We start from the raw sequence: 20443 nt of genomic DNA, 5'->3' as shown, positions 1-20443 counted from the left end.
ATCATCCTTGACAAATTGGATAAAGAATTAGAAGCAAGAGGGCATAAGTTTGTTCGTTATGCGGACGACTGCAACATCTATGTAAAGTCACGAAAAGCAGGGGAACGTGTAATGGAATCCATTACGGCGTTCATTGAGCAGAAACTAAAGTTGAAGGTAAATAGGGACAAGTTAGCAGTTGACCGACCATGGAAATGGAGATTTTTTGGTTTCAGCTTTACCATTAATAAAGAACCGAAGGTACGAATTGAACAACAAAGTATGAAGCGCTTTAAGATGAAGATTCGAGAGATTACCTCACGGTCAAAACCTCTTCCAATGGAAGTAAGGATTGAAAGGTTAAACCGATATCTAATAGGATGGTGCGGATACTTCGCTTTAGCCGATACTCCAAGCAAATTCAAAGAATTAGATAAATGGATAAGAAGAAGGCTGAGAATGTGTAAGTGGAAACAGTGGAAAAATCCTAGAACGAGAGTGAGGAAACTAATCGGTTTAGGTGTGCCTGACTACAAAGCACATGAATGGGGCAACTCTAGAAAGAAATATTGTAGAATTGCCTGCAGCCCAATTCTACACAAAACCCTCGAGAACACCTACTGGAGCCAACGAGGGTTGAAAAATCTATATGATCGTTATGAATTTCTTCGTCAATCTTAATAGAACCGCCGTATACCGAACGGTACGTACGGTGGTGTGAGAGGTCGGGGGTTAGTCACCCCCTCCTACTCGATTTGCAGAAATAGAAAATGTGGTGTTTCTCTACTACCAACAATTGGAAACACTCATACATACAAATAGCCAAAAAAGGTGTCAATTAGTTCCACAAAATGATAAAAGGTTGACTTTAAATAGGAGCAGATCAAATTATTTGATTGAAAATAGTGAAAACCGTCGAACACTTTTTTAAATTCACACACTATTTTGACAAAATTTTGAATCTATTAAACTTATAATAGATTTCAACGAAGATGAAAGAATGGGGAGTGTGATTATGGAAAAGACACATGCTAGTTTTATAGAACCGATCGGGGAAGTCAAGCTCCATAAATCAAAGTGGGATATGAATAAAAGCTTAAAAAAATTCCAAACAATGCTTGAGTCTTTTTTTATTAAGAATGGAGTCCTTTTATTAATTGTTGGATTTTTGCTAGGTCGGGCATTAATTTTGGCAAAGTTGACACCATTTAGCCTTCCTTTTTTTGCATCTGTTTATTTAATTAAAAAAGATCGGGCACCGCTTGCCCTTATCGGACTAATTGCGGGTGCTACTACCCTTTCTTTATCAAATGCCGCATTCACCTTTGTAATAACCTTCAGTTTTTTAGTCATCTTTCGGGTTAGTAGCAAATGGATTTCAAACGAAATGAGAGCGCTGCCTTTCTTTGTTGGAATTATTTTAGGGTTGGGAAAGTTGGCGGAGACGTTTATTTTCTCTAAGGAGCTAACACTTTATGATGCTATGATGATCGGAGTTCAAGCATCCCTTGCTTTTATACTAACCCTAATTTTTTTACAGAGTATTCCTCTTTTAACCTTTAATAAAAGAAGACAATTATTAAAGACAGAGGAAATCGTCTGCTTAATTATTATGCTCGCTTCTATTATGACTGGAACAATTGGCTGGAAAGTCTACGATATGTCCATTGAACATATTATGTCCCGTTATTTAGTTTTAATTTTTTCTTTTATTGCTGGAGCAACAGTGGGATCCACAGTAGGGGTAGTCACGGGGCTTATTTTTAGCCTAGCAAGTGTTTCAAGTTTCTATCACATGAGTCTATTGGCTTTTTCAGGTGTTTTAGGAGGATTATTAAAAGAAGGGAAGAAAATAGGAGTTTCCATTGGTTTATTCATTGCGACCTTGTTAATAGGAATGTACGGTGAAGGGGGTGGGTCCTTAAAGCTGACCTTAATGGAAAGCGCGGTTGCTGTATTATTATTCTTATTGACACCACAAATTTTAACATCCAGATTAGCTAAGTACATTCCAGGTACTCCGGAACACACGGCTGAACAGCAAAAATATATGAGAAAAATGAGGGATGTTACGGCTCAACGTGTTTCACAATTTTCAAATGTATTTCAAGCCCTTTCTAAAAGCTTTTCACAGATGGATTCAGAGCCATTTGAAGATGAAAGCCAACGGGAATTGGATTTCTTTATGAGCTATGTAACGGAGAAAACTTGTCAAACCTGCTTTAAAAAGGAACAGTGCTGGGCAAAAAACTTTAGTAAAACCTATGCCTATATGGAAGAAATTATACATGAAATGGATCAAAATAATGGAAATGTTTCTTTACGGTTGGGAAGAGAATGGGAGAAACACTGCTCCCGTTCGAAGAAAGTATATGAAACGATTGGGCAAGAGTTAACCTTTTATCAAGCAAACCAAAAATTAAAGAAAAAAGTACAAGAGAGTAGAAGATTGGTGGCAGACCAATTAATGGGTGTTTCGGAAGTGATGAATAACTTTGCAAAGGAAATACAGAGAGAAAGGGAAAATTATTACAAGCAGGAAGAACAAATAATGGAGGCGATTCAAGGTTTTGGAATTCAAATTGAAAATGTAGAAATATACAGTCTTGAACCAGGTAATGTTGATATTGAAATATCCGTTCCATTTTGCAATGGACATGGCGAGTGTGAAAAACTCATTGCTCCGATGCTTTCCGATATTCTTGGGGAAACCATTATAGTGAAAAAGGAGGAATGTGCTCCATATCCAAATGGATTTTGCCATACCGTTTTTAGGTCTTCAAAGGCATTTACTGTTGAAACGGGGGTTGCCCATGCAGCCAAGGATGGAGGTTTAATATCTGGTGACAGCCATTCGACCATTGAATTAGGCTTTGGAAAGATGGCGCTTGCTATCAGCGATGGAATGGGAAATGGAGAACGAGCCCATTATGAAAGTACGGAAACACTGCAACTATTACAAAAAATTCTTCAATCGGGAATAGAAGAAACATTAGCTATTAAATCTGTAAATTCCATTCTTTCTCTACGAACAACTGATGAAATTTTTTCAACCTTAGACTTAGCCATGATTGATTTAAAAAATGCCTCTGCCAAGTTCCTTAAAGTTGGTTCGACTCCAAGCTTTATTAAACGGGGGAAAAAAATTATTAAAATTCAAGCTAGTAATTTACCAATGGGGATTCTTCAAGAGTTTGAAGTGGATGTTGTCAGTGAGCAGTTAAAAGCCGGCGATTTGTTAATTATGATGAGTGATGGGGTTTTCGAAGGACCGAAACATGTTGAAAACTATGACTTATGGATGAAACGAAAACTGCTTGAACTAGAAACCGATGATCCTCAAGAGGTAGCTGATTTAATTTTAGAAGAAGTAATTCGATCCAAATCAGATATTATCGATGATGATATGACTGTAATGGTTGCAAAAATAAAACATAATACTCCTAAATGGGCATCTATTCCAATACAGAAAGTAAAGAAAAGAGCGTAATGGACTATTTTATGTAAATACAGGCCAATTATGTATAAAACCCCTCCACAACGTCGAAAATGGTACCAATATGATGTGTGGAGGGGACGAGTAATGTATACAGGGAAAATTCGTCAAATCTTATTAATAACTGATGGTTGCTCTAATCATGGCGAAGACCCAATTGCCATGGCGGCTCTTGCTAAAGAACAAGGAATAACGGTTAATGTGATCGGTGTCATGGAACATGACGTCATTGATGAGAAAGGTATGGCTGAAATTGAAGGAATTGCAATGGCCGGTGGAGGAGTCAGCCAAATAGTGTATGCGCAACAGCTTTCACAAACTGTGCAAATGGTGACAAAAAAAGCAATGAATCAAACCATACAAGGGGTTGTAAACAGAGAATTACAGCAAATTTTGGGACGCTCGCAAACGATGGAAGACCTCCCGCCAGAAAAAAGAGGCGAGGTAATGGAAGTTGTTGATGAGTTAGGGGAAACTGTCGAATTGGACGTGTTGATTCTTGTCGACACCAGTGCAAGCATGAAACATAAGCTACCAACTGTAAAGGAAGCTTTATTGGATCTATCGTTAAGTTTAAATGCCCGAACAGGGGAAAATCAATTTGCTGTTTTCGTATTTCCTGGGAAAAAGAATGATGTCGAAAAATTGCTTGATTGGACGCCGAACTTACAAAGCTTGACAAGTATTTTTTCCAAACTGTCTACGGGAGGAATTACCCCTACTGGACCGGCAATAAGGACTGCCTTATCCTCGTTTAACCAAAAACGGTCATTAAGGAGCTATTTATCTAATGATGATGAATCATACTTGGAAGAATCAATGTAAGGTTAGTCCTGGAACGATCATAAAAGGGAGATGGCATGGCAATCAATACAAGATACTGAAGGAATTGGGATTTGGAGCAAATGGGGTGGTCTACCTTGCGAAGCATAATAACACTCAAGTCGCTTTGAAAATGAGTGATAATAGTATGTCCATCACCTCTGAGGTAAATGTATTAAAATCTTTTGCTAAGGTCCAGGGGTCAGCCCTCGGGCCTTCTTTGTTTGATGTAGATGATTGGCAAACAAATCAGGTTCGTATTTCCTTCTATGCAATGGAGTATATAAAAGGGCCTGATTTACTTACATTTATTCAAAAAAATGGAAATGTGTGGACGCCTATTTTATTTTTACAGTTATTGAATGATTTAGATAAAATGCATGAAAAGGGCTGGGTTTTTGGCGATTTAAAACCTGAAAACTTAATTGTCACCGGACCGCCTCCTAAAATTAGATGCATTGATGTCGGAGGAACAACTATTCAGGGAAGAGCTATTAAAGAATTTACCGAGTTTTTTGACCGAGGTTATTGGGGATTGGGGACAAGAAAGGCAGAGGTGACTTATGATTTGTTTGCCACTGCGATGATTATGATTAACACAGTTTATCCTAAACGGTTTAATAAAACAACAGGCGGAATCAAACAGCTTAAAGAAGCAATTCGGCAAAAACCGGAATTAAAACGATATGAGACAATGCTTTTAAAGGCGCTTCAAGGACATTATTCATCAGCAAGTCAAATGAGGAGAGACTTATTAGCAATCATAAACAACAGTTCCAAAGATGTTTCTTCAGGCAATAAACAAGCAATGGCCAGACCAATGAAACAGACAATACAGAAAAGTTTTAATGTCAATCATCCGTCGCTCAGCCGACAGGATTATCGGAAGAAAAAGAGAAAGAGTGGGCTAATGGAATTTTTTCTTATCGGAATGGTGTTGGGCGTATGTTATGGCTTGTATATATTTATGAAATTAATGTAATAATGAAACCTTTTTATTGCTAATTCGTATGAAAGAAATCCCATATATTTTAGAAAGCCAATATTTTGATAGCAAGTTATATTAAATGGTATTCTAAATAATGAAGAATCTAGGAAAGAGTGTATTTAAATGTTAGAAGCAAAGGTCGAGGCCTTCCTAAAGCGTCACTGTTTTAAGCTTGAAAACATGAAAATTGTCGTAGGTGTTTCAGGAGGGCCAGACTCATTGGCACTGCTTTACTATTTACATAAAGAAAGAGGGAAGAGAAATCTTACAATTATAGCTGCACACGTGGACCACATGTTTCGTGGTAAAGAATCATTTGAGGATGCATTATTTGTCAAGCGTTTTTGTGAACAATACGAGATTCCTTTTGAAATGGCCAGGATTCATGTGGCAGAAATTATGGAAGCAGAAGGAAAAAGCGCACAAATTGCGGCCAGAGAAGCAAGATATGATTTTTACGGTAAGATAATGGATAAATACCAATCCTCCTTCTTGGCACTGGGACATCATGGTGATGATCAAATCGAGACAGTGCTGATGCGGCTGACAAGAGGGAGTACTGGAACTGCAAGAGCAGGGATCCCTTTTTCAAGATCCTTTCATTCTGGTACCTTATTTCGCCCTTTCCTTTGTCTTACCAAAGCTGATATTCTTGAGTATTGCAAAAAACATCAACTTACACCGAGAATGGACCCAAGCAATAAGAAAAGTATCTATAGCCGAAATCGATTTCGGCATGAAGTCCTACCATTTTTAAAGTCGGAGAACCATAAAGTTCATGAACACTTTCAGCGCTTTAGTGAAGAATTGCAAATGGATGAAACTTTTCTTCAGGAATTAACAAAGGAAAAAATGAATACAGTAGTGAAAATAAGGGAAGAGCAAAAAATTACTATTAATATTCAGGAACTCCTTGGTTTGCCTTTACCTTTACAAAGAAGAGGGATTCAACTAATATTAAACTATCTTTACCGTGAGAAAACAGTAGAACTATCTGCCGTACATATCGATCAAATTTTTTACTTAATCCATTATGGAGGACCATCTGGTGAGCTCTATTTTCCTAATAATTTGAGGGTTATACGGTCTTATCTTGATTTAACCTTTCAGTTTCACCAATTTAAGGGAAAAGAGTATTATTTTGAATTAAAAGAACCGGGATCGGTCGTACTGCCTAATGAAGCAGTCATTCATATACAATACAATAGTCAGGAATTGCAAGGGACACATCCTTATCAAGCAGTCTTTAATGCAGAAAAGATAAAATGGCCTATCATTATTCGAACACGAAAGCCTGGAGATCGGATGACATTAAAAGGGATGAAAGGGACTAAAAAGATAAAAGATATCTTTATCGACCAAAAAATCCCGCTTTCTGAGCGAGATGAGTGGCCTGTCGTTACTGATGGTGATGGCTCCATTATTTGGCTTCCTGGCTTAAAGAAATCTTCGTTCGAAGGAACAGAAAAATTAGCGAATCAATATTTAATAATCACATATAAGCAATGATCATCTAGGGGGATAAATAAATGATGAACCAAGATATTGAAAAGGTATTGGTTTCTGAAGAGGAAATTCAGAATAAGATAAAGGAGTTAGCAGCACAATTAACAGAAGAGTATAAGGATCGTTTTCCTCTTGCTGTGGGTGTTCTTAAGGGTGCAATGCCGTTTATGGCTGATTTATTAAAGCGTATGGATTGTTACCTGGAAATGGATTTTATGGATGTATCTAGTTATGGAAATGCAATGGTTTCTTCAGGAGAAGTAAAAATTCTTAAGGATTTAGATACATCTGTTGAAGGAAGAGATATTCTTATTATTGAGGATATTATTGATAGTGGGCTGACTTTAAGTTATTTAGTTGATTTATTCCGTTATCGGAAAGCAAAATCCATCAAAATTGTGACTTTGCTCGATAAACCAAGTGGAAGAAAAAGCGATATTCAGGCCGATTATGTTGGTTTCATCGTTCCGGACGCGTTTGTGGTCGGATATGGCCTGGATTATCAGGAAAAATACAGAAACCTTCCGTATATCGGTGTATTAAAGCCGGAAGTATATAGCAAGTAGTATTACTTGCTGCCTTACATCTACAAATCCTGTACGAGGGGTAATTCCTTGAATTAGCAAGATTTTCTATGATACTATTTAATATAGTTTGTTTATGCGGGAGGAGGTAAGAGATGAATCGGATTTTCCGTAATACCATCTTTTATTTATTAATATTTTTAGTCATTATTGGCGTTGTTAGTTTCTTTAACGGTAGTAATGAGCCTACCGATCATATTTCATATGATAAATTTGTACAGGAATTGGAAAATGGAAAGGTTAAATCATTTTCTATGCAGCCGGAACGAGGCGTTTTTGAAGTTCGCGGTGTGCTTGAAGAAAATGACAAAAAGTTTATCACGTATATTCCTAACAGCGAGAGAATCCTTGACAGTATCCAAAATGCTGATTCCAAAGTAGAAGTCATGCCTGCTAAAGAAACAAGCGGCTGGGTTACCTTTTTTACCTCAATTATTCCGTTTGTGATTATTTTTATTTTATTTTTCTTCTTACTTAACCAAGCCCAAGGCGGCGGCAGTCGAGTAATGAATTTTGGGAAATCCAAAGCTAGGCTTTATAACGACGATAAGAAAAAGGTTCGTTTTAGAGATGTAGCTGGTGCGGATGAAGAAAAAGCGGAATTGGTTGAAGTTGTTGAGTTTTTAAAGGACCCGCGGAAGTTTGCAGAACTAGGTGCGCGCATTCCAAAAGGGGTGTTATTGGTAGGACCTCCTGGAACGGGTAAAACTTTACTTGCCCGTGCGGTTGCTGGTGAAGCAGGTGTACCGTTCTTTTCTATAAGTGGTTCTGATTTCGTAGAAATGTTTGTTGGGGTCGGTGCATCTCGAGTTCGGGATTTATTTGAAAATGCAAAGAAAAATGCACCTTGTATTATTTTTATTGACGAGATTGACGCCGTAGGGCGCCAACGCGGTGCCGGCCTTGGTGGCGGTCATGATGAACGTGAGCAAACATTAAACCAATTGTTAGTTGAAATGGATGGTTTCGGTGCAAATGAAGGCATCATTATTATTGCAGCAACTAACCGTCCAGATATTCTAGACCCTGCATTGTTACGTCCAGGACGATTTGACCGTCAAATTACTGTTGACCGTCCTGATGTTAATGGACGTGAGGCAGTTCTAAAGGTTCATGCCCGCAATAAACCTTTAGATGAATCGGTTAATCTAAAAAACATTGCTATGCGTACACCTGGCTTCTCAGGTGCCGACCTTGAAAATTTATTAAACGAAGCTGCCTTAGTTGCGGCTCGTCAAAATAAGAAAAAAATTGATATGTCCGATATTGATGAAGCTACAGACCGTGTTATTGCTGGACCGGCGAAAAAGAGCCGTGTTATTTCCGAAAAAGAACGTAACATTGTTGCTTTCCATGAAGCTGGTCATACAGTGATTGGTTTGGTGCTAGATGAAGCTGAAATGGTCCATAAAGTTACCATTGTTCCGCGCGGTCAAGCCGGCGGTTATGCAGTTATGCTACCGAAAGAGGATCGCTATTTTATGACTAAGCCGGAATTGCTTGATAAAATTGTCGGATTATTGGGCGGTCGTGTCGCAGAAGAGATTGTTTTCGGTGAAGTGAGCACTGGTGCACACAATGACTTCCAGCGTGCAACTGGAATTGCGCGTCGGATGGTTACAGAATTTGGTATGAGTGAAAAACTTGGGCCGTTGCAGTTTGGCCAGTCTCAGGGTGGTCAAGTATTCTTAGGCCGTGATCTTCACAATGAACAAAATTACTCAGATGCCATTGCTTATGAAATCGATTTAGAAATTCAGCGAATCATTAAAGAATCTTATGAAAGATGTAAGCAGATTCTCACTGAAAATCGCGATAAGCTTGATCTGATTGCTAAAACACTTCTTGAAGTGGAAACATTGAATGCCGAGCAGATTAGGTATTTAGTGGAAAACGGTCGATTACCGGAAAATCCTGCTGAACTTGAATCTTTTCAATCTCCTTCCAAAAAAGCAGATGATGTGAAGGTAAAAATTAATATGAAAAAAGATGAGGATTTACCTGGTACTTCCAATAAATCCGATGAAATTGAGCCTAAATAAGGGTGCTTCCATTGAAGCACTCTTTTTTTTCATATTGCATTAGATGTGGTATGATGTTGCCATGTTAAAAAAGAAAAATCTGTAGAAGTGAGTGATCGGTTTGATTTTCGTTATTGATGTAGGAAATACAAACATTGTATTAGGTGTTTATGATAATGATGAATTGAAATATCATTGGCGCGTAGAGACAAGTAGGAACCGAACAGAAGATGAGTTTGGGATGAACATCAAAGCATTATTTGATTATTCAGGTCTGGCATTTTCAGATATAAATGGGATTATTATTTCATCTGTCGTCCCTCCAATTATGTTTGCCTTAGAAAGAATGTGCCATAAATATTTTCACATAAAGCCACTCATTGTTGGCCCTGGTATTAAAACAGGTTTAAATATTAAATACGAAAATCCTAGAGAAGTTGGGGCAGACCGAATTGTTAATGCTGTTGCCGCTATTCATGAATACGGTAGCCCACTTATCATTGTTGATTTTGGGACGGCAACCACGTATTGTTATGTGAACGAAGACCGCCAGTACATGGGAGGAGCTATTGCCCCTGGTGTGGGAATTTCGACAGAAGCATTATATTCGAAAGCTGCCAAGCTCCCTAGGATTGAAATAGCTCGTCCTGAGGGTGTGATTGGAAAAAATACCGTGGCAGCGATGCAGGCAGGAATTGTCTACGGCTATGTAGGACAGGTTGAAGGTATTGTTAAACGGATGATGGATCAGAGCGAAAAGAAGCCGACTGTTATTGCTACGGGTGGCCTTGCTACTTTAATTGCACAGGAGTCTACGGTTATTGATGTAGTTGATCCATTTTTAACATTAAAGGGCTTACAACTTATCTATAAGCGAAATGTAGGATAACCTAATGGAATAGTATAAAGAAAGGGGTTTATTATGAAGGATTATTTAGTAAAAGCACTTGCTTATAACGGTACGATTAGAGCTTATGCGGTGCGTACAACTGAAACCATTAGTGAGGCGCAATCTCGTCATCAAACCTGGCGCACAGCTTCAGCTGCACTTGGCCGCGCGATGACCGCAGGGGTAATGATGGGAGCAATGCTTAAAGGGGATGCGAAGCTGACCATAAAAATTGATGGGGGTGGACCTATTGGCCCCATTCTTGTTGATGCGAATGCCAAGGGGGAAGTCCGCGGTTATGTTACCAATCCTCATGTTGATTTTGAAGCGAACGAACACGGAAAGCTTGATGTCCGCCGTGCGGTCGGGACGGAAGGTATGTTATCAGTTGTAAAAGATATCGGGCTACGTGATTTCTTTTCTGGCCAAGTTCCGCTAGTCTCTGGGGAGTTAGGTGAGGACTTTACTTATTATTTTGCGACATCAGAACAAATTCCTTCTAGTGTTGGAGTAGGAGTATTAGTGAACCCGGATGATACCATATTAGCGGCTGGTGGTTTTATTTTACAGGTTCTCCCTGGAGCTGAAGATGCAGTCATTACACAATTGGAAGAACGTTTAAAAACGATTCCGCCAATTTCTAAATTAATTGAACGTGGTCTAACCCCAGAGGACATTTTGGATGAGTTATTTGGTAAAGGACAGGCAAAAATTTTAGAAACCATGCCGGTTCGTTTCCAATGTACGTGTTCTAAAGAGCGTTTTGCCGATGCGATCGTCGGGTTAGGTGCGAAGGAAATTAATGAAATAATTGTGGAGGAAGGAAAGGCTGAAGCGCATTGCCACTTCTGTAATGAAAAATACCTCTTTACGAAAGAAGAACTTGAAGAACTGAAAAAAGAAGCAAAATAGCTTACAGCCGCTAGGGCTTTTTGTATTGGGGGAGTTAAAGGTTGGGGAAAAAGCAGCTTCGGTTGATCATTGCTGGCCTTATCATCCTTAATTGTTTAACCATTGTATTTTTTCTATTTAAATTAAATAGTGTAAATAGGGAACTTCATAATGATGAGGTTGTGGCAACAGTAGGAAAGCAATCCATCACACGACAAAAGTGGCTAAACGAATTGGAAGCTAGGTACGGTAAAGAAGTGTTAAAGGATTTGATCAACCGGGAAGTTATACAGGTCATGGCAAAAAAAAATAATATAAACATATCAAAGCAAGAGATTGACAGAGAATTTCTGCTTCTGCAAGCCAATCAATCTTTTGAATCAAAAAGTGCTTCGGACGAAAAACAATGGAAGGAACAAATTCGTAACAGCCTTATATTAGAGGAGCTTTTAACAAAAGACGTTATCATTTCCGAGAAGGAATTAAAGGGATATTATGACAAACATAAAGATTTGTTTAATATACCCGAAGTTTATCATTTGTCACATATTGTAGTAAAAACAAAAAAAGAAGCGGAAGATGCGTGCAAGGAACTGTCTCAAGGTTCAAGTTTCTCAGCATTGGCGATGGAACGCTCCATTGATGAGTTCTCGGCGAATGAAGGCGGAGATATTGGGTTTCTTACTGAAAGGGATAAACGTTATCCCGACCAGTATGTCGAGATTGCCAAAAAGTTAAAAAATAGAACCTATAGTAAACCTTTTAAGACAGAAGACGGATATATATTGTTATGGCTAGAGAAAAAGATAAAGGGAAAGAACTATTCGTTTAAGGAAGTCCGAAGCCAAATCCGTAGGCAAATGGCCCTTGAACAAATAAAAACATCAGCATCTGTAGAAACTCTTTGGGAAGAGGCAAAGGTCGAATGGTTCTATGGAAAAACAAAATAATTGATAAAACACAGAATTAGTTTCTGTGTTTTTCTTTTATGAAGATAGAAAGTATCTTTTTTAGAAATGTCTAGCTCCAGCGCCCTAGCGTCTATTGCCCTTCGGTCTCCGCCCTACGATAAGTCAACATCGATTCACCTTCGGTTCTTCGTGTTTCCTATATCTCAGTTGGAGAGTTCCATAAGGAAGGCTTCGGCAGCATGGACATCGCACGACCGAAAGCGACAGCTTTTGGGAGGAGGTCATACGCCGCTAAGCAGGGTGCTTTCGCTTTTCTTTTTAAATTCAAACAATTTTTACATTTTTATTGTAAAATGATTGACAAAACCAGGTGATCATTGGTACATTGTTTATAAATCCAATAAAAATACTCGGAATAGAGGTGCCTATATGGTTCGTGTTGCTAATTCAATTGCCGACTTAATCGGCCAAACACCAATTGTCAAATTAAACAGATTAGTAGATGAAGACAGTGCAGAAGTTTATTTAAAGCTTGAATACTTTAACCCTGGAAGCAGTGTAAAAGATCGTATTGCATTAGCGATGATTGAAGCAGCGGAAGAACAAGGTTTGATTAAACCAGGTGTAGATACGATTATCGAACCAACCAGCGGTAATACAGGAATCGGGTTGGCGATGGTTGCCGCTGCGAAGGGCTACCGTGCTGTGTTTGTTATGCCTGAAACTATGAGTCTAGAAAGACGAAACCTTCTTCGTGCATATGGTGCTGAACTAGTATTAACTCCGGGACCTGAGGGAATGAAGGGTGCCATTGCTAGAGCGGAAGCACTAGCAGCAGAAAAAGGGTATTTCATGCCACAACAATTTAAGAATAAAGCAAACCCTGAAGTTCACAGAAGAACGACAGGTAAAGAAATTGTGGAACAAATGGATCATCTAGATGCGTTTGTATCTGGTATTGGTACAGGGGGAACAATTTCTGGTGCAGGAAGCGTTCTTCGCGAAAAGTTCCCGAATATTAAAATTTATGCAGTGGAGCCACAGGATTCTCCAGTTCTTTCAGGTGGAAAACCAGGGCCGCATAAGCTCCAAGGCCTTGGAGCAGGCTTTGTTCCTGATACATTAAATACTGATATTTATGATGAAGTCATCCAAGTTAGCACAGAGGAAGCTTTCAATGCATCACGCCGTGCGGCGAGAGAAGAAGGGATTCTTGGCGGTATTTCTTCTGGAGCAGCGATCACTGCGGCCTTAAAAGTAGCAAAGCAATTAGGAAGAGGTAAAAAGGTACTTGCGGTTATTCCAGACAACGGTGAACGATATTTAAGTACACCATTATACCAATATGATGCTGAATAATAAGTTATAGGGACACCAGCAACTGCTGGATGTCCCTTTTTTTTAAAGTTAGAAGATTATTTATAATTCGAGAACTGTCTATCTCAAGCCTCGGTGAGAAGCCTTCTGTCTCTGCCCTACGATAAGTTAACATCGAATCTCCTTCATCTCTTCGTGTTTCCTATATCTCAGTTGGAGGCCACCACAAGGAATGCTCCGGCAGCATTAGCATCGCACGACCGAAAGCGTTAGCTTTTGGGAGGAGGCCATACACAGCTGACTAGGGGGCTGCCACTTTTCTGATATAATATTAAAAACTATGGTACAATTTCAAATATGATTGATTTTTGCAGCATGGGAGGATAATGGATGAAGGAATATATGATTAAATGCGGACCCTATACCTTGGATACGAGTAAAAAAACGATTATTATGGGGATTTTGAACGCTACGCCGGATTCATTTTCAGACGGGGGAAAATATAATAGAGTAGATTTAGCAGTGGAGCGGGCGAAAGAAATGGTGGCCAATGGTGCCGATATTATTGATATTGGCGGCGAGTCTACTCGGCCGGGATTTGAACCAGTTTCTGTAGAGGAAGAGTTAAAGCGTGTAATCCCAATTATCGAAGCGGTATCAAAACATGTTCAGGTTCCCATATCCATCGATACATATAAAGCAGAAACGGCAAGAAGAGCTATTGAAGCCGGTGCTCATATCATAAATGATGTTTGGGGAGCAAAGGCAGATGATCAAATGGGTGCTGTTGCAGCAAAATACAATGTGCCGATCATTCTCATGCATAACCGAAAGGATCGAAATTATTCATTTTTTATTAGAGATGTATTAAATGATCTATACGAAAGTATTGCCATTGTAAAAAAGGCAGGGGTGAAGGATGAAAATATTATTTTAGATCCGGGTATTGGTTTTGCAAAAGATTATCAGGAGAACCTGTTAATGATGCAAAATTTAGACAAGCTTGTCATGCTAGGTTATCCTGTCCTGCTAGGAACATCTCGAAAATCAATGATCGGACAGGCTTTAAATCTTCCTGTTCATGAAAGAATGGAAGGCACAGGGGCTACTGTTTGCTATGGCATTCAAAAAGGATGCCAAATAATCCGTATTCATGATGTGAAGGAAATGAGCCGAATGGCCAAAATGATGGATGCTCTGATCGGAAAAGGTGATTATATTGGATAAAATTTATGTAAATGGAATGGAATTTTATGGATATCACGGTGTATTTCCAGAGGAAAACGCGTTAGGGCAGCGCTTTAAAGTAGATTTAATGGTGGCGGTGGATTTAAAAAAAGCTGGACAAACCGATGAACTAGAATACTCTGTTCACTATGGTGAGTTATACCAGGTTTGCAAAGAAATTGTAGAGGGTAAGCCATATAAATTAGTTGAAACAGTGGCTGAAAAAATAGCCGGGGCTGTTTTGGATGGATTTCCTTTAGTATCAGAGGTAACGATAAAAGTAATTAAACCCGATCCACCAATTCCGGGGCATTACCAATCTGTTGCGGTAGAAATTACAAGGAGAAGATAAAAGTGGGAAATAAAGCATTTATTGCCCTTGGCTCTAACATGGGAAACCGTTATGATAATATAATGACAGCGATAAAATGTTTGACCAAAGATGGGGATATCCAATTGGTAAATTTTTCCTCTTTGTATGAAACAGATCCTGTCGGCTACGAAGAACAGGATTTATTTTTAAACATGGTAATTGAGGTTAACACGGCTTTAGAGGCTATGGAATTACTGGATAGGTGTTTAAAAATAGAAACTGAACTTGGAAGGAAAAGGGAAATAAAGTGGGGGCCGCGGACTATTGACCTTGACATTTTGACCTATAATCAAGAAAATATGAAAACAAAGAATCTTATTATTCCGCACCCAAGAATGCTTCAGCGAGCATTCGTCTTGATTCCACTTTATGAAATAAATCCTGATTTTCAACTTTCGGGTATGGATAAATCACTTGAAGAATGGATCAATGAATTACCTGATAAAGAAGGAGTCAGAGTATGGAAGCTGATAAATTGGGAAGACGTATTCGAGCCTATCGAAAATTAAAAGGCTATACACAGGAAGGTTTTTCAAAGAAACTGGGAGTGTCAGTTTCAATATTAGGAGAGATTGAGCGGGGGAATCGTCTACCTACTGATGATTTACTTGAAAGAATTATTCAATCTTTAAAAATAACGAAAGAGGACCTTGTTCTTTAATAATAAAATCAATAGGAAAAGGAGGTTAACTGGATGTTAAAAATTGGCGACGTTGAGATTAAAAATCCAGTCGTTTTAGCACCAATGGCCGGTGTTTGTAACTCTGCGTTCCGTTTAACGGTTAAAGAGTTTGGAGCTGGATTAGTATGTGCTGAAATGGTTAGTGATAAAGGGATTGTATTTAATAATGAAAAAACATTGAATATGCTTTATATTGATGAGCGTGAAAAGCCATTAAGCTTGCAAATCTTTGGTGGGGAAAAAGAAACACTGGTTGAGGCTGCTAAATTTGTTGATAAAAATACAAATGCCGATATTATTGATATTAATATGGGTTGCCCTGTACCGAAAATAACGAAGTGTGATGCAGGAGCGAAATGGCTACTTGATCCAAATAAAATTTATGAAATGGTATCTGCCGTCGTTGATGCTGTAGAAAAACCAGTTACCGTAAAAATGAGAATGGGCTGGGATGATGATCATATTTACGCGGTTGAGAATGCACAGATGGTTGAGCGTGCTGGAGGTAAGGCGGTTGCTCTCCATGGACGTACCCGTGTTCAAATGTATGAGGGTAAAGCCAACTGGGATATCATTCGTGAAGTAAAACAGTCAGTGAATATTCCTGTTATCGGAAATGGGGATGTTCGTACCCCACAGGATGCAAAACGAATGCTGGATGAAACAGGTGTTGACGGCGTTATGATTGGCCGGGCTGCACTTGGAAATCCATGGATGATTTATCGAACAGTACACTATTTAGAAACAGGCGAGTTAATAGGAGAACCATCTGTTCGAGAAAAAATCGATGTTTGTATCCTACATTTGGATCGCTTGATTGCATTGAAAAATGAGGATATTGCGGTTAGGGAAATGCGTAAGCATGCTGCGTGGTATTTAAAAGGTATACGTGGTAATGCAAAAGTACGAAATGCTATTAATGAGTGTCATACTCGAGACCAATTAGTAACTCTGTTAAACGAATTGGTTGCTGAAGTTGAAGCAAGAGAAGCTAATGTCGGTTGAAGTAGGATTATTTGACAATAAAAGTATCATTTCCTATAATATTTTTGTTTACTTGTTAAGCTGCCAGTGGAATTACTGGCAGTTTTTATTGTATTGATTTACTTTTTTGATGTCTGAATACATTGATTTGTGTAAAATAATAGAAGTATGCCGTCTTTGGTACTTGCGCGATATTTCATGCGTTTTACATAATTAATTGATTAATGGAGTTGATAGTTGTGAGTCATGAAGAATTAAATGACCAATTAAGGGTAAGACGGGACAAAATGAATATGTTGCGGGAAAAGGGATTTGACCCATTTGGTAAGCGTTTCGAGCGTTCCCATAGCAGTATCGATTTAATTAACACTTATGGAGAATTAGAAAAAGAAGAACTTGAAGAGAAAAACATTTCTGTTTCTCTTGCTGGCCGGATTATGACCAAACGTGGAAAAGGTAAAGCTGGTTTTGCTCATATTCAAGACTTAACTGGTCAAATTCAAATTTATGTAAGAAAAGATACTGTCGGTGAAGATCAATATGAAATCTTTGACTCTTCCGATTTGGGAGACATCGTCGGTGTTCACGGTACACTTTTTAAGACAAAAGTGGGCGAGCTATCTATTAAGGTAAAAGACTTTGTTTTCTTAACAAAATCACTGCGTCCGCTACCAGAAAAATTTCATGGTTTGAAAGATGTGGAACAGCGTTACCGTCAGCGTTATCTTGACTTGATTATGAATCAAGAAAGCAAGGAAACATTTATTACCCGTAGTAAAATCATTCAATCTATGCGCCGGTATTTGGATGAACAAGGTTATTTAGAAGTTGAAACACCAATGATGCATGCGATTGCTGGTGGAGCATCAGCACGCCCGTTCATCACGCATCATAATGCGCTTGATATGCAATTATATATGCGTATTGCAATTGAATTGCATTTAAAACGATTGATTGTCGGAGGTCTTGAAAAAGTATATGAAATTGGCCGGGTTTTCCGGAATGAAGGAATATCTACTCGCCATAATCCTGAATTCACAATGATGGAGCTGTATGGAGCATATCTCGATTACCAAGATATCATGAGTTTGACAGAAAACATGATTGCCCATATTGCTCAAGAAGTAAAAGGAACTACAACTATCCAATATGGTGAATATGAGGTAGACCTCAAGCCTAAATGGAAAAGACTTCATATGGTAGATGCGATTAAAGAATATACTGGTGTGGACTTCTGGAAGGAAATGAGTGTAGAAGAAGCTCGGGAGCTTGCTAAGGAACATGGAGTCGAAATTAACGATAATATGCTTTATGGTCACATTGTTAACGAGTTCTTTGAGCAAAAAGTAGAGGATAAGCTGATTCAGCCAACATTTATTTACGGTCACCCAGTAGAAATCTCACCACTAGCAAAGAAAAATGATGAAGACCCACGATTCACTGATCGATTTGAATTGTTTATTGTAGCCCGTGAACATGCAAATGCCTTTACAGAGCTTAATGACCCAATTGATCAAAGAGAACGTTTTGAAGCGCAGTTAAAAGAACGTGAACAAGGTAATGATGAAGCTCATATGATGGATGAAGACTTTGTCGAAGCGTTGGAATATGGTATGCCTCCAACGGGGGGACTAGGTATTGGTATTGACCGTCTTGTCATGCTTTTAACAAATTCTCCATCTATCCGTGATGTACTTCTATTCCCGCTTATGCGACATAAATAAAATAAACCTAGTGAAAAAGTGCCGATCTTCGGCACTTTTTTTATTAAGATAAGGAATTAAATTTCGGACGATAAAAATGTTCTAGCACATACCTTTTATTTTCGAGTTGCTTTCTTTTTCCGTCCTTCACTAGTGATCATCAAATCAGTTCTTGCACTATATGATATATAATTTATTTTTCCTATCTTGGCCCTTTAACCGCCGCAGAAACCGATGTGCTGGAAAAAGAATAGCCAAGTTTAATAATGTCATTACTACTCGACTATTTACATAGGGTCTGAAGATGGTGTTCGATAATTAAATCCACTTGATCGGATGATATCTTATCTGGGTGCATAATGATATGCATGGCTAGTCCATCAATTAATGCGTATAGCCGATCCGTTTCCAGGTCTTGATTAATATGTGGTTTTGTTAAACCATTCTGAATGAGTTTCTCAATAATACTACTCATGACAAATTTTAATTCATCATACACTTTCTCACTTAAAGGTTGTAAGTATGGATCGACAAGTGCTTTTGTTGTAAAAGCAAGCCAAACCTCCATTTCTACGCGGGTTTCCTCATTTAATGGAATAAATTCCTTTAATAGATTTTTTATTACCACAATCGGTGGACCATCAAAATTCATCCGTTTTATTCTTTGTTTTACTCTTTCTGAAACAAAGTTCATGGTAAAGGCATAGAGTTCTGATTGGGTTGAAAAGTAATGTCGCAGTGAACCTACCGACAAATTCGCCTCCTTCGCAATGTTTCTAACTGTTGCCTGCTCTATGCCTTCCTTCTTAATAACTCTTATGGCTGCTTCAGCGACAATTTGTTTCTGTTTATCATGGTCAACAATTTTTGGCATGTTTACATTATAACTTATTGTTTTTTTTAATACAAATGTGTTAAATTAGTTTTAATACAACTGTATTAAAACGAGGGGTGTATCTGATGATTGGCTGGTTTATCGTGGCTGCTGAAGTTGGTTTTTGGGTTTTTGTTATATCAGGTTTATTCTTTAGATATCTATTAAAACTTAAAAGGCTCGGGGGATTTTTATTGCTAAGTACACCACTAATTGATTTATTATTAATTATAGTAACTGTCATGGATATAAAAAATGGAGCTACAGCCAATACATTCCATGGTTTAGCAGCAATTTATATTGGAGTGACTATTGTCTATGGTCATCGAATGATAAAGTGGGCGGATGAAAGATTTGCTTATTGGTTGGCAGGCGGTGCCAAACCAAAAAAGGGACCAAAATATGGATCAGAGCATGCGAGAATAGAAAGGATAGGGTGGTTTCGTCATCTTCTTGCATGGTTCATTGGATGTTCATTATTGTATCTAATGGTATGGTCAATTGGAGAACCTTCAAGAACAGAAAACTTACTAAGTCTAATTAAAACTTGGACCATGATTTTAATAATCGATTTTATCATCAGTTTTAGTTACACGATTTGGCCTAAAAAGGAAAAAGCAAATATGTGAAAAGAAGCCTTCTTGAAATATTCAGGAAGGCTTCTTATGCAATAAATAAGAATTAAAGTGAGTGAAAATTACAACTTTGATATTTAGCTAGAAAAATATAAAAAAGCTATTGCACAGGATCATTTATGGTGATATATTAATATCTGTTGTTGCAAGACAACAAACTTTTAAAACAAAAGATGAAAAAAGTTGTTGACTTCGGGTTGATGACTTGATATAATAAAAAAGTCGCGCTTGAGCGGCGGAGTAAATTGTTCTTTGAAAACTAAACAAACAAAAACGTCAACAAATCACAACATTCGTTTCTTTCGAAACGAAACCAACGTTAATTTTATGAGCTAAATCAACTTTTTTTGGAGAGTTTGATCCTGGCTCAGGACGAACGCTGGCGGCGTGCCTAATACATGCAAGTCGAGCGGATCAATAGAAGCTTGCTTCTGTTGGTTAGCGGCGGACGGGTGAGTAACACGTGGGCAACCTGCCTGTAAGACTGGGATAACTTCGGGAAACCGGAGCTAATACCGGATAATTCATCCCCTCGCATGAGGGGGTGCTGAAAGTCGGTTC

General features: G+C 38.4%; 19 protein-coding genes and 1 rRNA gene. 19 read left to right on the top strand and 1 reads right to left on the bottom strand.

The annotated features are described in order from the left end of the window. The 17 genes from GZA11_RS13585 to lysS all read left to right on the top strand — a co-directional run. The coding region (locus GZA11_RS13585) for a group II intron maturase-specific domain-containing protein (protein WP_268926773.1) at positions 1 to 660 on the top strand (660 nt) is incomplete at its 5' end. A gap of 334 nt (positions 661 to 994) precedes the next feature. Further along, positions 995 to 3469 carry a stage II sporulation protein E gene (gene spoIIE, locus GZA11_RS13580; RefSeq protein ID WP_038538319.1) on the top strand — a complete coding sequence of 825 codons (2475 nt, stop codon included), beginning with the start codon at positions 995 to 997 and terminating at the stop codon, positions 3467 to 3469. Positions 3470 to 3562: 93 nt separating this feature from the next. Beyond that, complete coding sequence (locus GZA11_RS13575) at positions 3563 to 4300, top strand: VWA domain-containing protein (protein WP_038538322.1); 738 nt, start codon at positions 3563 to 3565, stop codon at positions 4298 to 4300. Then, a complete protein-coding gene (locus GZA11_RS13570; RefSeq protein WP_163184205.1) occupies positions 4269 to 5279 on the top strand; it encodes a protein kinase domain-containing protein in 1011 nt (336 codons plus the stop codon). The genes GZA11_RS13575 and GZA11_RS13570 overlap by 32 nt, the downstream gene beginning before the upstream one ends. A 129-nt stretch (positions 5280 to 5408) precedes the next feature. Next, positions 5409 to 6794, top strand: a complete 1386-nt coding sequence (gene tilS, locus GZA11_RS13565; RefSeq protein WP_163184204.1) for a tRNA lysidine(34) synthetase TilS — start codon at positions 5409 to 5411, stop codon at positions 6792 to 6794. A 23-nt stretch (positions 6795 to 6817) separates the two neighbouring features. Further along, entirely contained in the window at positions 6818 to 7357 is a 540-nt protein-coding gene (gene hpt, locus GZA11_RS13560; protein WP_231315204.1) for a hypoxanthine phosphoribosyltransferase, read from the top strand. A gap of 113 nt (positions 7358 to 7470) precedes the next feature. Beyond that, entirely contained in the window at positions 7471 to 9417 is a 1947-nt protein-coding gene (ftsH, locus tag GZA11_RS13555) for an ATP-dependent zinc metalloprotease FtsH (protein ID WP_163184203.1), read from the top strand. A 100-nt stretch (positions 9418 to 9517) separates the two neighbouring features. Further along, a complete protein-coding gene (locus tag GZA11_RS13550; protein WP_038538334.1) occupies positions 9518 to 10285 on the top strand; it encodes a type III pantothenate kinase in 768 nt (255 codons plus the stop codon). Between the two features lie 33 nt (positions 10286 to 10318). Next, positions 10319 to 11197 (top strand): Hsp33 family molecular chaperone HslO, encoded by an 879-nt coding sequence (hslO, locus tag GZA11_RS13545; protein ID WP_038538336.1) that lies wholly within the window; start codon positions 10319 to 10321, stop codon positions 11195 to 11197. Positions 11198 to 11238: 41 nt separating this feature from the next. After that, positions 11239 to 12126, top strand: a complete 888-nt coding sequence (locus GZA11_RS13540) for a peptidyl-prolyl cis-trans isomerase (protein WP_163184202.1) — start codon at positions 11239 to 11241, stop codon at positions 12124 to 12126. 390 nt (positions 12127 to 12516) lie between these two features. Then, positions 12517 to 13446 (top strand): cysteine synthase A, encoded by a 930-nt coding sequence (cysK, locus tag GZA11_RS13535; protein WP_038538341.1) that lies wholly within the window; start codon positions 12517 to 12519, stop codon positions 13444 to 13446. Positions 13447 to 13794: 348 nt separating this feature from the next. Next, the gene (gene folP, locus GZA11_RS13530; protein ID WP_163184201.1) at positions 13795 to 14631 is read left to right on the top strand and encodes a dihydropteroate synthase; all 837 of its coding nucleotides are present in this window, start codon (positions 13795 to 13797) and stop codon (positions 14629 to 14631) included. Then, a complete protein-coding gene (gene folB / locus GZA11_RS13525) occupies positions 14624 to 14983 on the top strand; it encodes a dihydroneopterin aldolase (RefSeq protein WP_038538347.1) in 360 nt (119 codons plus the stop codon). Before folP ends, folB begins: the two co-directional genes overlap by 8 nt. 2 nt (positions 14984 to 14985) lie before the next feature. Beyond that, positions 14986 to 15513, top strand: coding sequence for a 2-amino-4-hydroxy-6-hydroxymethyldihydropteridine diphosphokinase (gene folK, locus GZA11_RS13520; RefSeq protein WP_163184200.1), 528 nt, complete (start codon positions 14986 to 14988; stop codon positions 15511 to 15513). Then, positions 15465 to 15665 (top strand): helix-turn-helix domain-containing protein, encoded by a 201-nt coding sequence (locus GZA11_RS13515; RefSeq protein WP_038538354.1) that lies wholly within the window; start codon positions 15465 to 15467, stop codon positions 15663 to 15665. Before folK ends, GZA11_RS13515 begins: the two co-directional genes overlap by 49 nt. A gap of 33 nt (positions 15666 to 15698) precedes the next feature. Continuing rightward, on the top strand, positions 15699 to 16691 hold the full coding sequence (gene dusB / locus GZA11_RS13510) for a tRNA dihydrouridine synthase DusB (RefSeq protein ID WP_038538357.1): 993 nt from the start codon (positions 15699 to 15701) through the stop codon (positions 16689 to 16691). Between the two features lie 218 nt (positions 16692 to 16909). Next, complete coding sequence (lysS, locus tag GZA11_RS13505; RefSeq protein WP_038538360.1) at positions 16910 to 18394, top strand: lysine--tRNA ligase; 1485 nt, start codon at positions 16910 to 16912, stop codon at positions 18392 to 18394. A gap of 262 nt (positions 18395 to 18656) precedes the next feature. On the opposite strand, the gene GZA11_RS13500 is transcribed toward lysS, so the two are convergent. Next, positions 18657 to 19247, bottom strand: coding sequence for a TetR/AcrR family transcriptional regulator (locus GZA11_RS13500; RefSeq protein WP_038538363.1), 591 nt, complete (start codon positions 19245 to 19247; stop codon positions 18657 to 18659). A gap of 86 nt (positions 19248 to 19333) precedes the next feature. Between GZA11_RS13500 and GZA11_RS13495 the strand changes: the two genes are divergently transcribed. Both GZA11_RS13495 and GZA11_RS13490 read left to right on the top strand, forming a co-directional pair. Further along, a complete protein-coding gene (locus tag GZA11_RS13495; RefSeq protein WP_038538366.1) occupies positions 19334 to 19876 on the top strand; it encodes a hypothetical protein in 543 nt (180 codons plus the stop codon). Between the two features lie 350 nt (positions 19877 to 20226). Then, a 16S ribosomal RNA gene (locus GZA11_RS13490) occupies positions 20227 to 20443 on the top strand; the annotation flags it as partial.

It is taken from the genome of Neobacillus sedimentimangrovi (assembly GCF_010614825.1).
Taxonomy (GTDB): domain Bacteria; phylum Bacillota; class Bacilli; order Bacillales; family Cytobacillaceae; genus Neobacillus; species Neobacillus thermocopriae.
Note: the sequence above shows the minus strand (reverse complement) of the source record. Positions and strands in the feature narration are given on the sequence as shown.

Coding starts and splice junctions, on each gene's coding strand:
- cysK (WP_038538341.1), top strand. CDS start 12,517: ATGGTTCGTGTTGCTAATTCAATTGCCGACTTAATCGGCCAAACACCA.
- dusB (WP_038538357.1), top strand. CDS start 15,699: ATGTTAAAAATTGGCGACGTTGAGATTAAAAATCCAGTCGTTTTAGCA.
- ftsH (WP_163184203.1), top strand. CDS start 7,471: ATGAATCGGATTTTCCGTAATACCATCTTTTATTTATTAATATTTTTA.
- GZA11_RS13495 (WP_038538366.1), top strand. CDS start 19,334: ATGATTGGCTGGTTTATCGTGGCTGCTGAAGTTGGTTTTTGGGTTTTT.
- spoIIE (WP_038538319.1), top strand. CDS start 995: ATGGAAAAGACACATGCTAGTTTTATAGAACCGATCGGGGAAGTCAAG.
- GZA11_RS13500 (WP_038538363.1), bottom strand. CDS start 19,247: ATGCCAAAAATTGTTGACCATGATAAACAGAAACAAATTGTCGCTGAA.
- hpt (WP_231315204.1), top strand. CDS start 6,818: ATGAACCAAGATATTGAAAAGGTATTGGTTTCTGAAGAGGAAATTCAG.
- GZA11_RS13575 (WP_038538322.1), top strand. CDS start 3,563: ATGTATACAGGGAAAATTCGTCAAATCTTATTAATAACTGATGGTTGC.
- hslO (WP_038538336.1), top strand. CDS start 10,319: ATGAAGGATTATTTAGTAAAAGCACTTGCTTATAACGGTACGATTAGA.
- GZA11_RS13515 (WP_038538354.1), top strand. CDS start 15,465: ATGGAAGCTGATAAATTGGGAAGACGTATTCGAGCCTATCGAAAATTA.
- GZA11_RS13570 (WP_163184205.1), top strand. CDS start 4,269: ATGATGAATCATACTTGGAAGAATCAATGTAAGGTTAGTCCTGGAACG.
- folP (WP_163184201.1), top strand. CDS start 13,795: ATGAAGGAATATATGATTAAATGCGGACCCTATACCTTGGATACGAGT.
- tilS (WP_163184204.1), top strand. CDS start 5,409: ATGTTAGAAGCAAAGGTCGAGGCCTTCCTAAAGCGTCACTGTTTTAAG.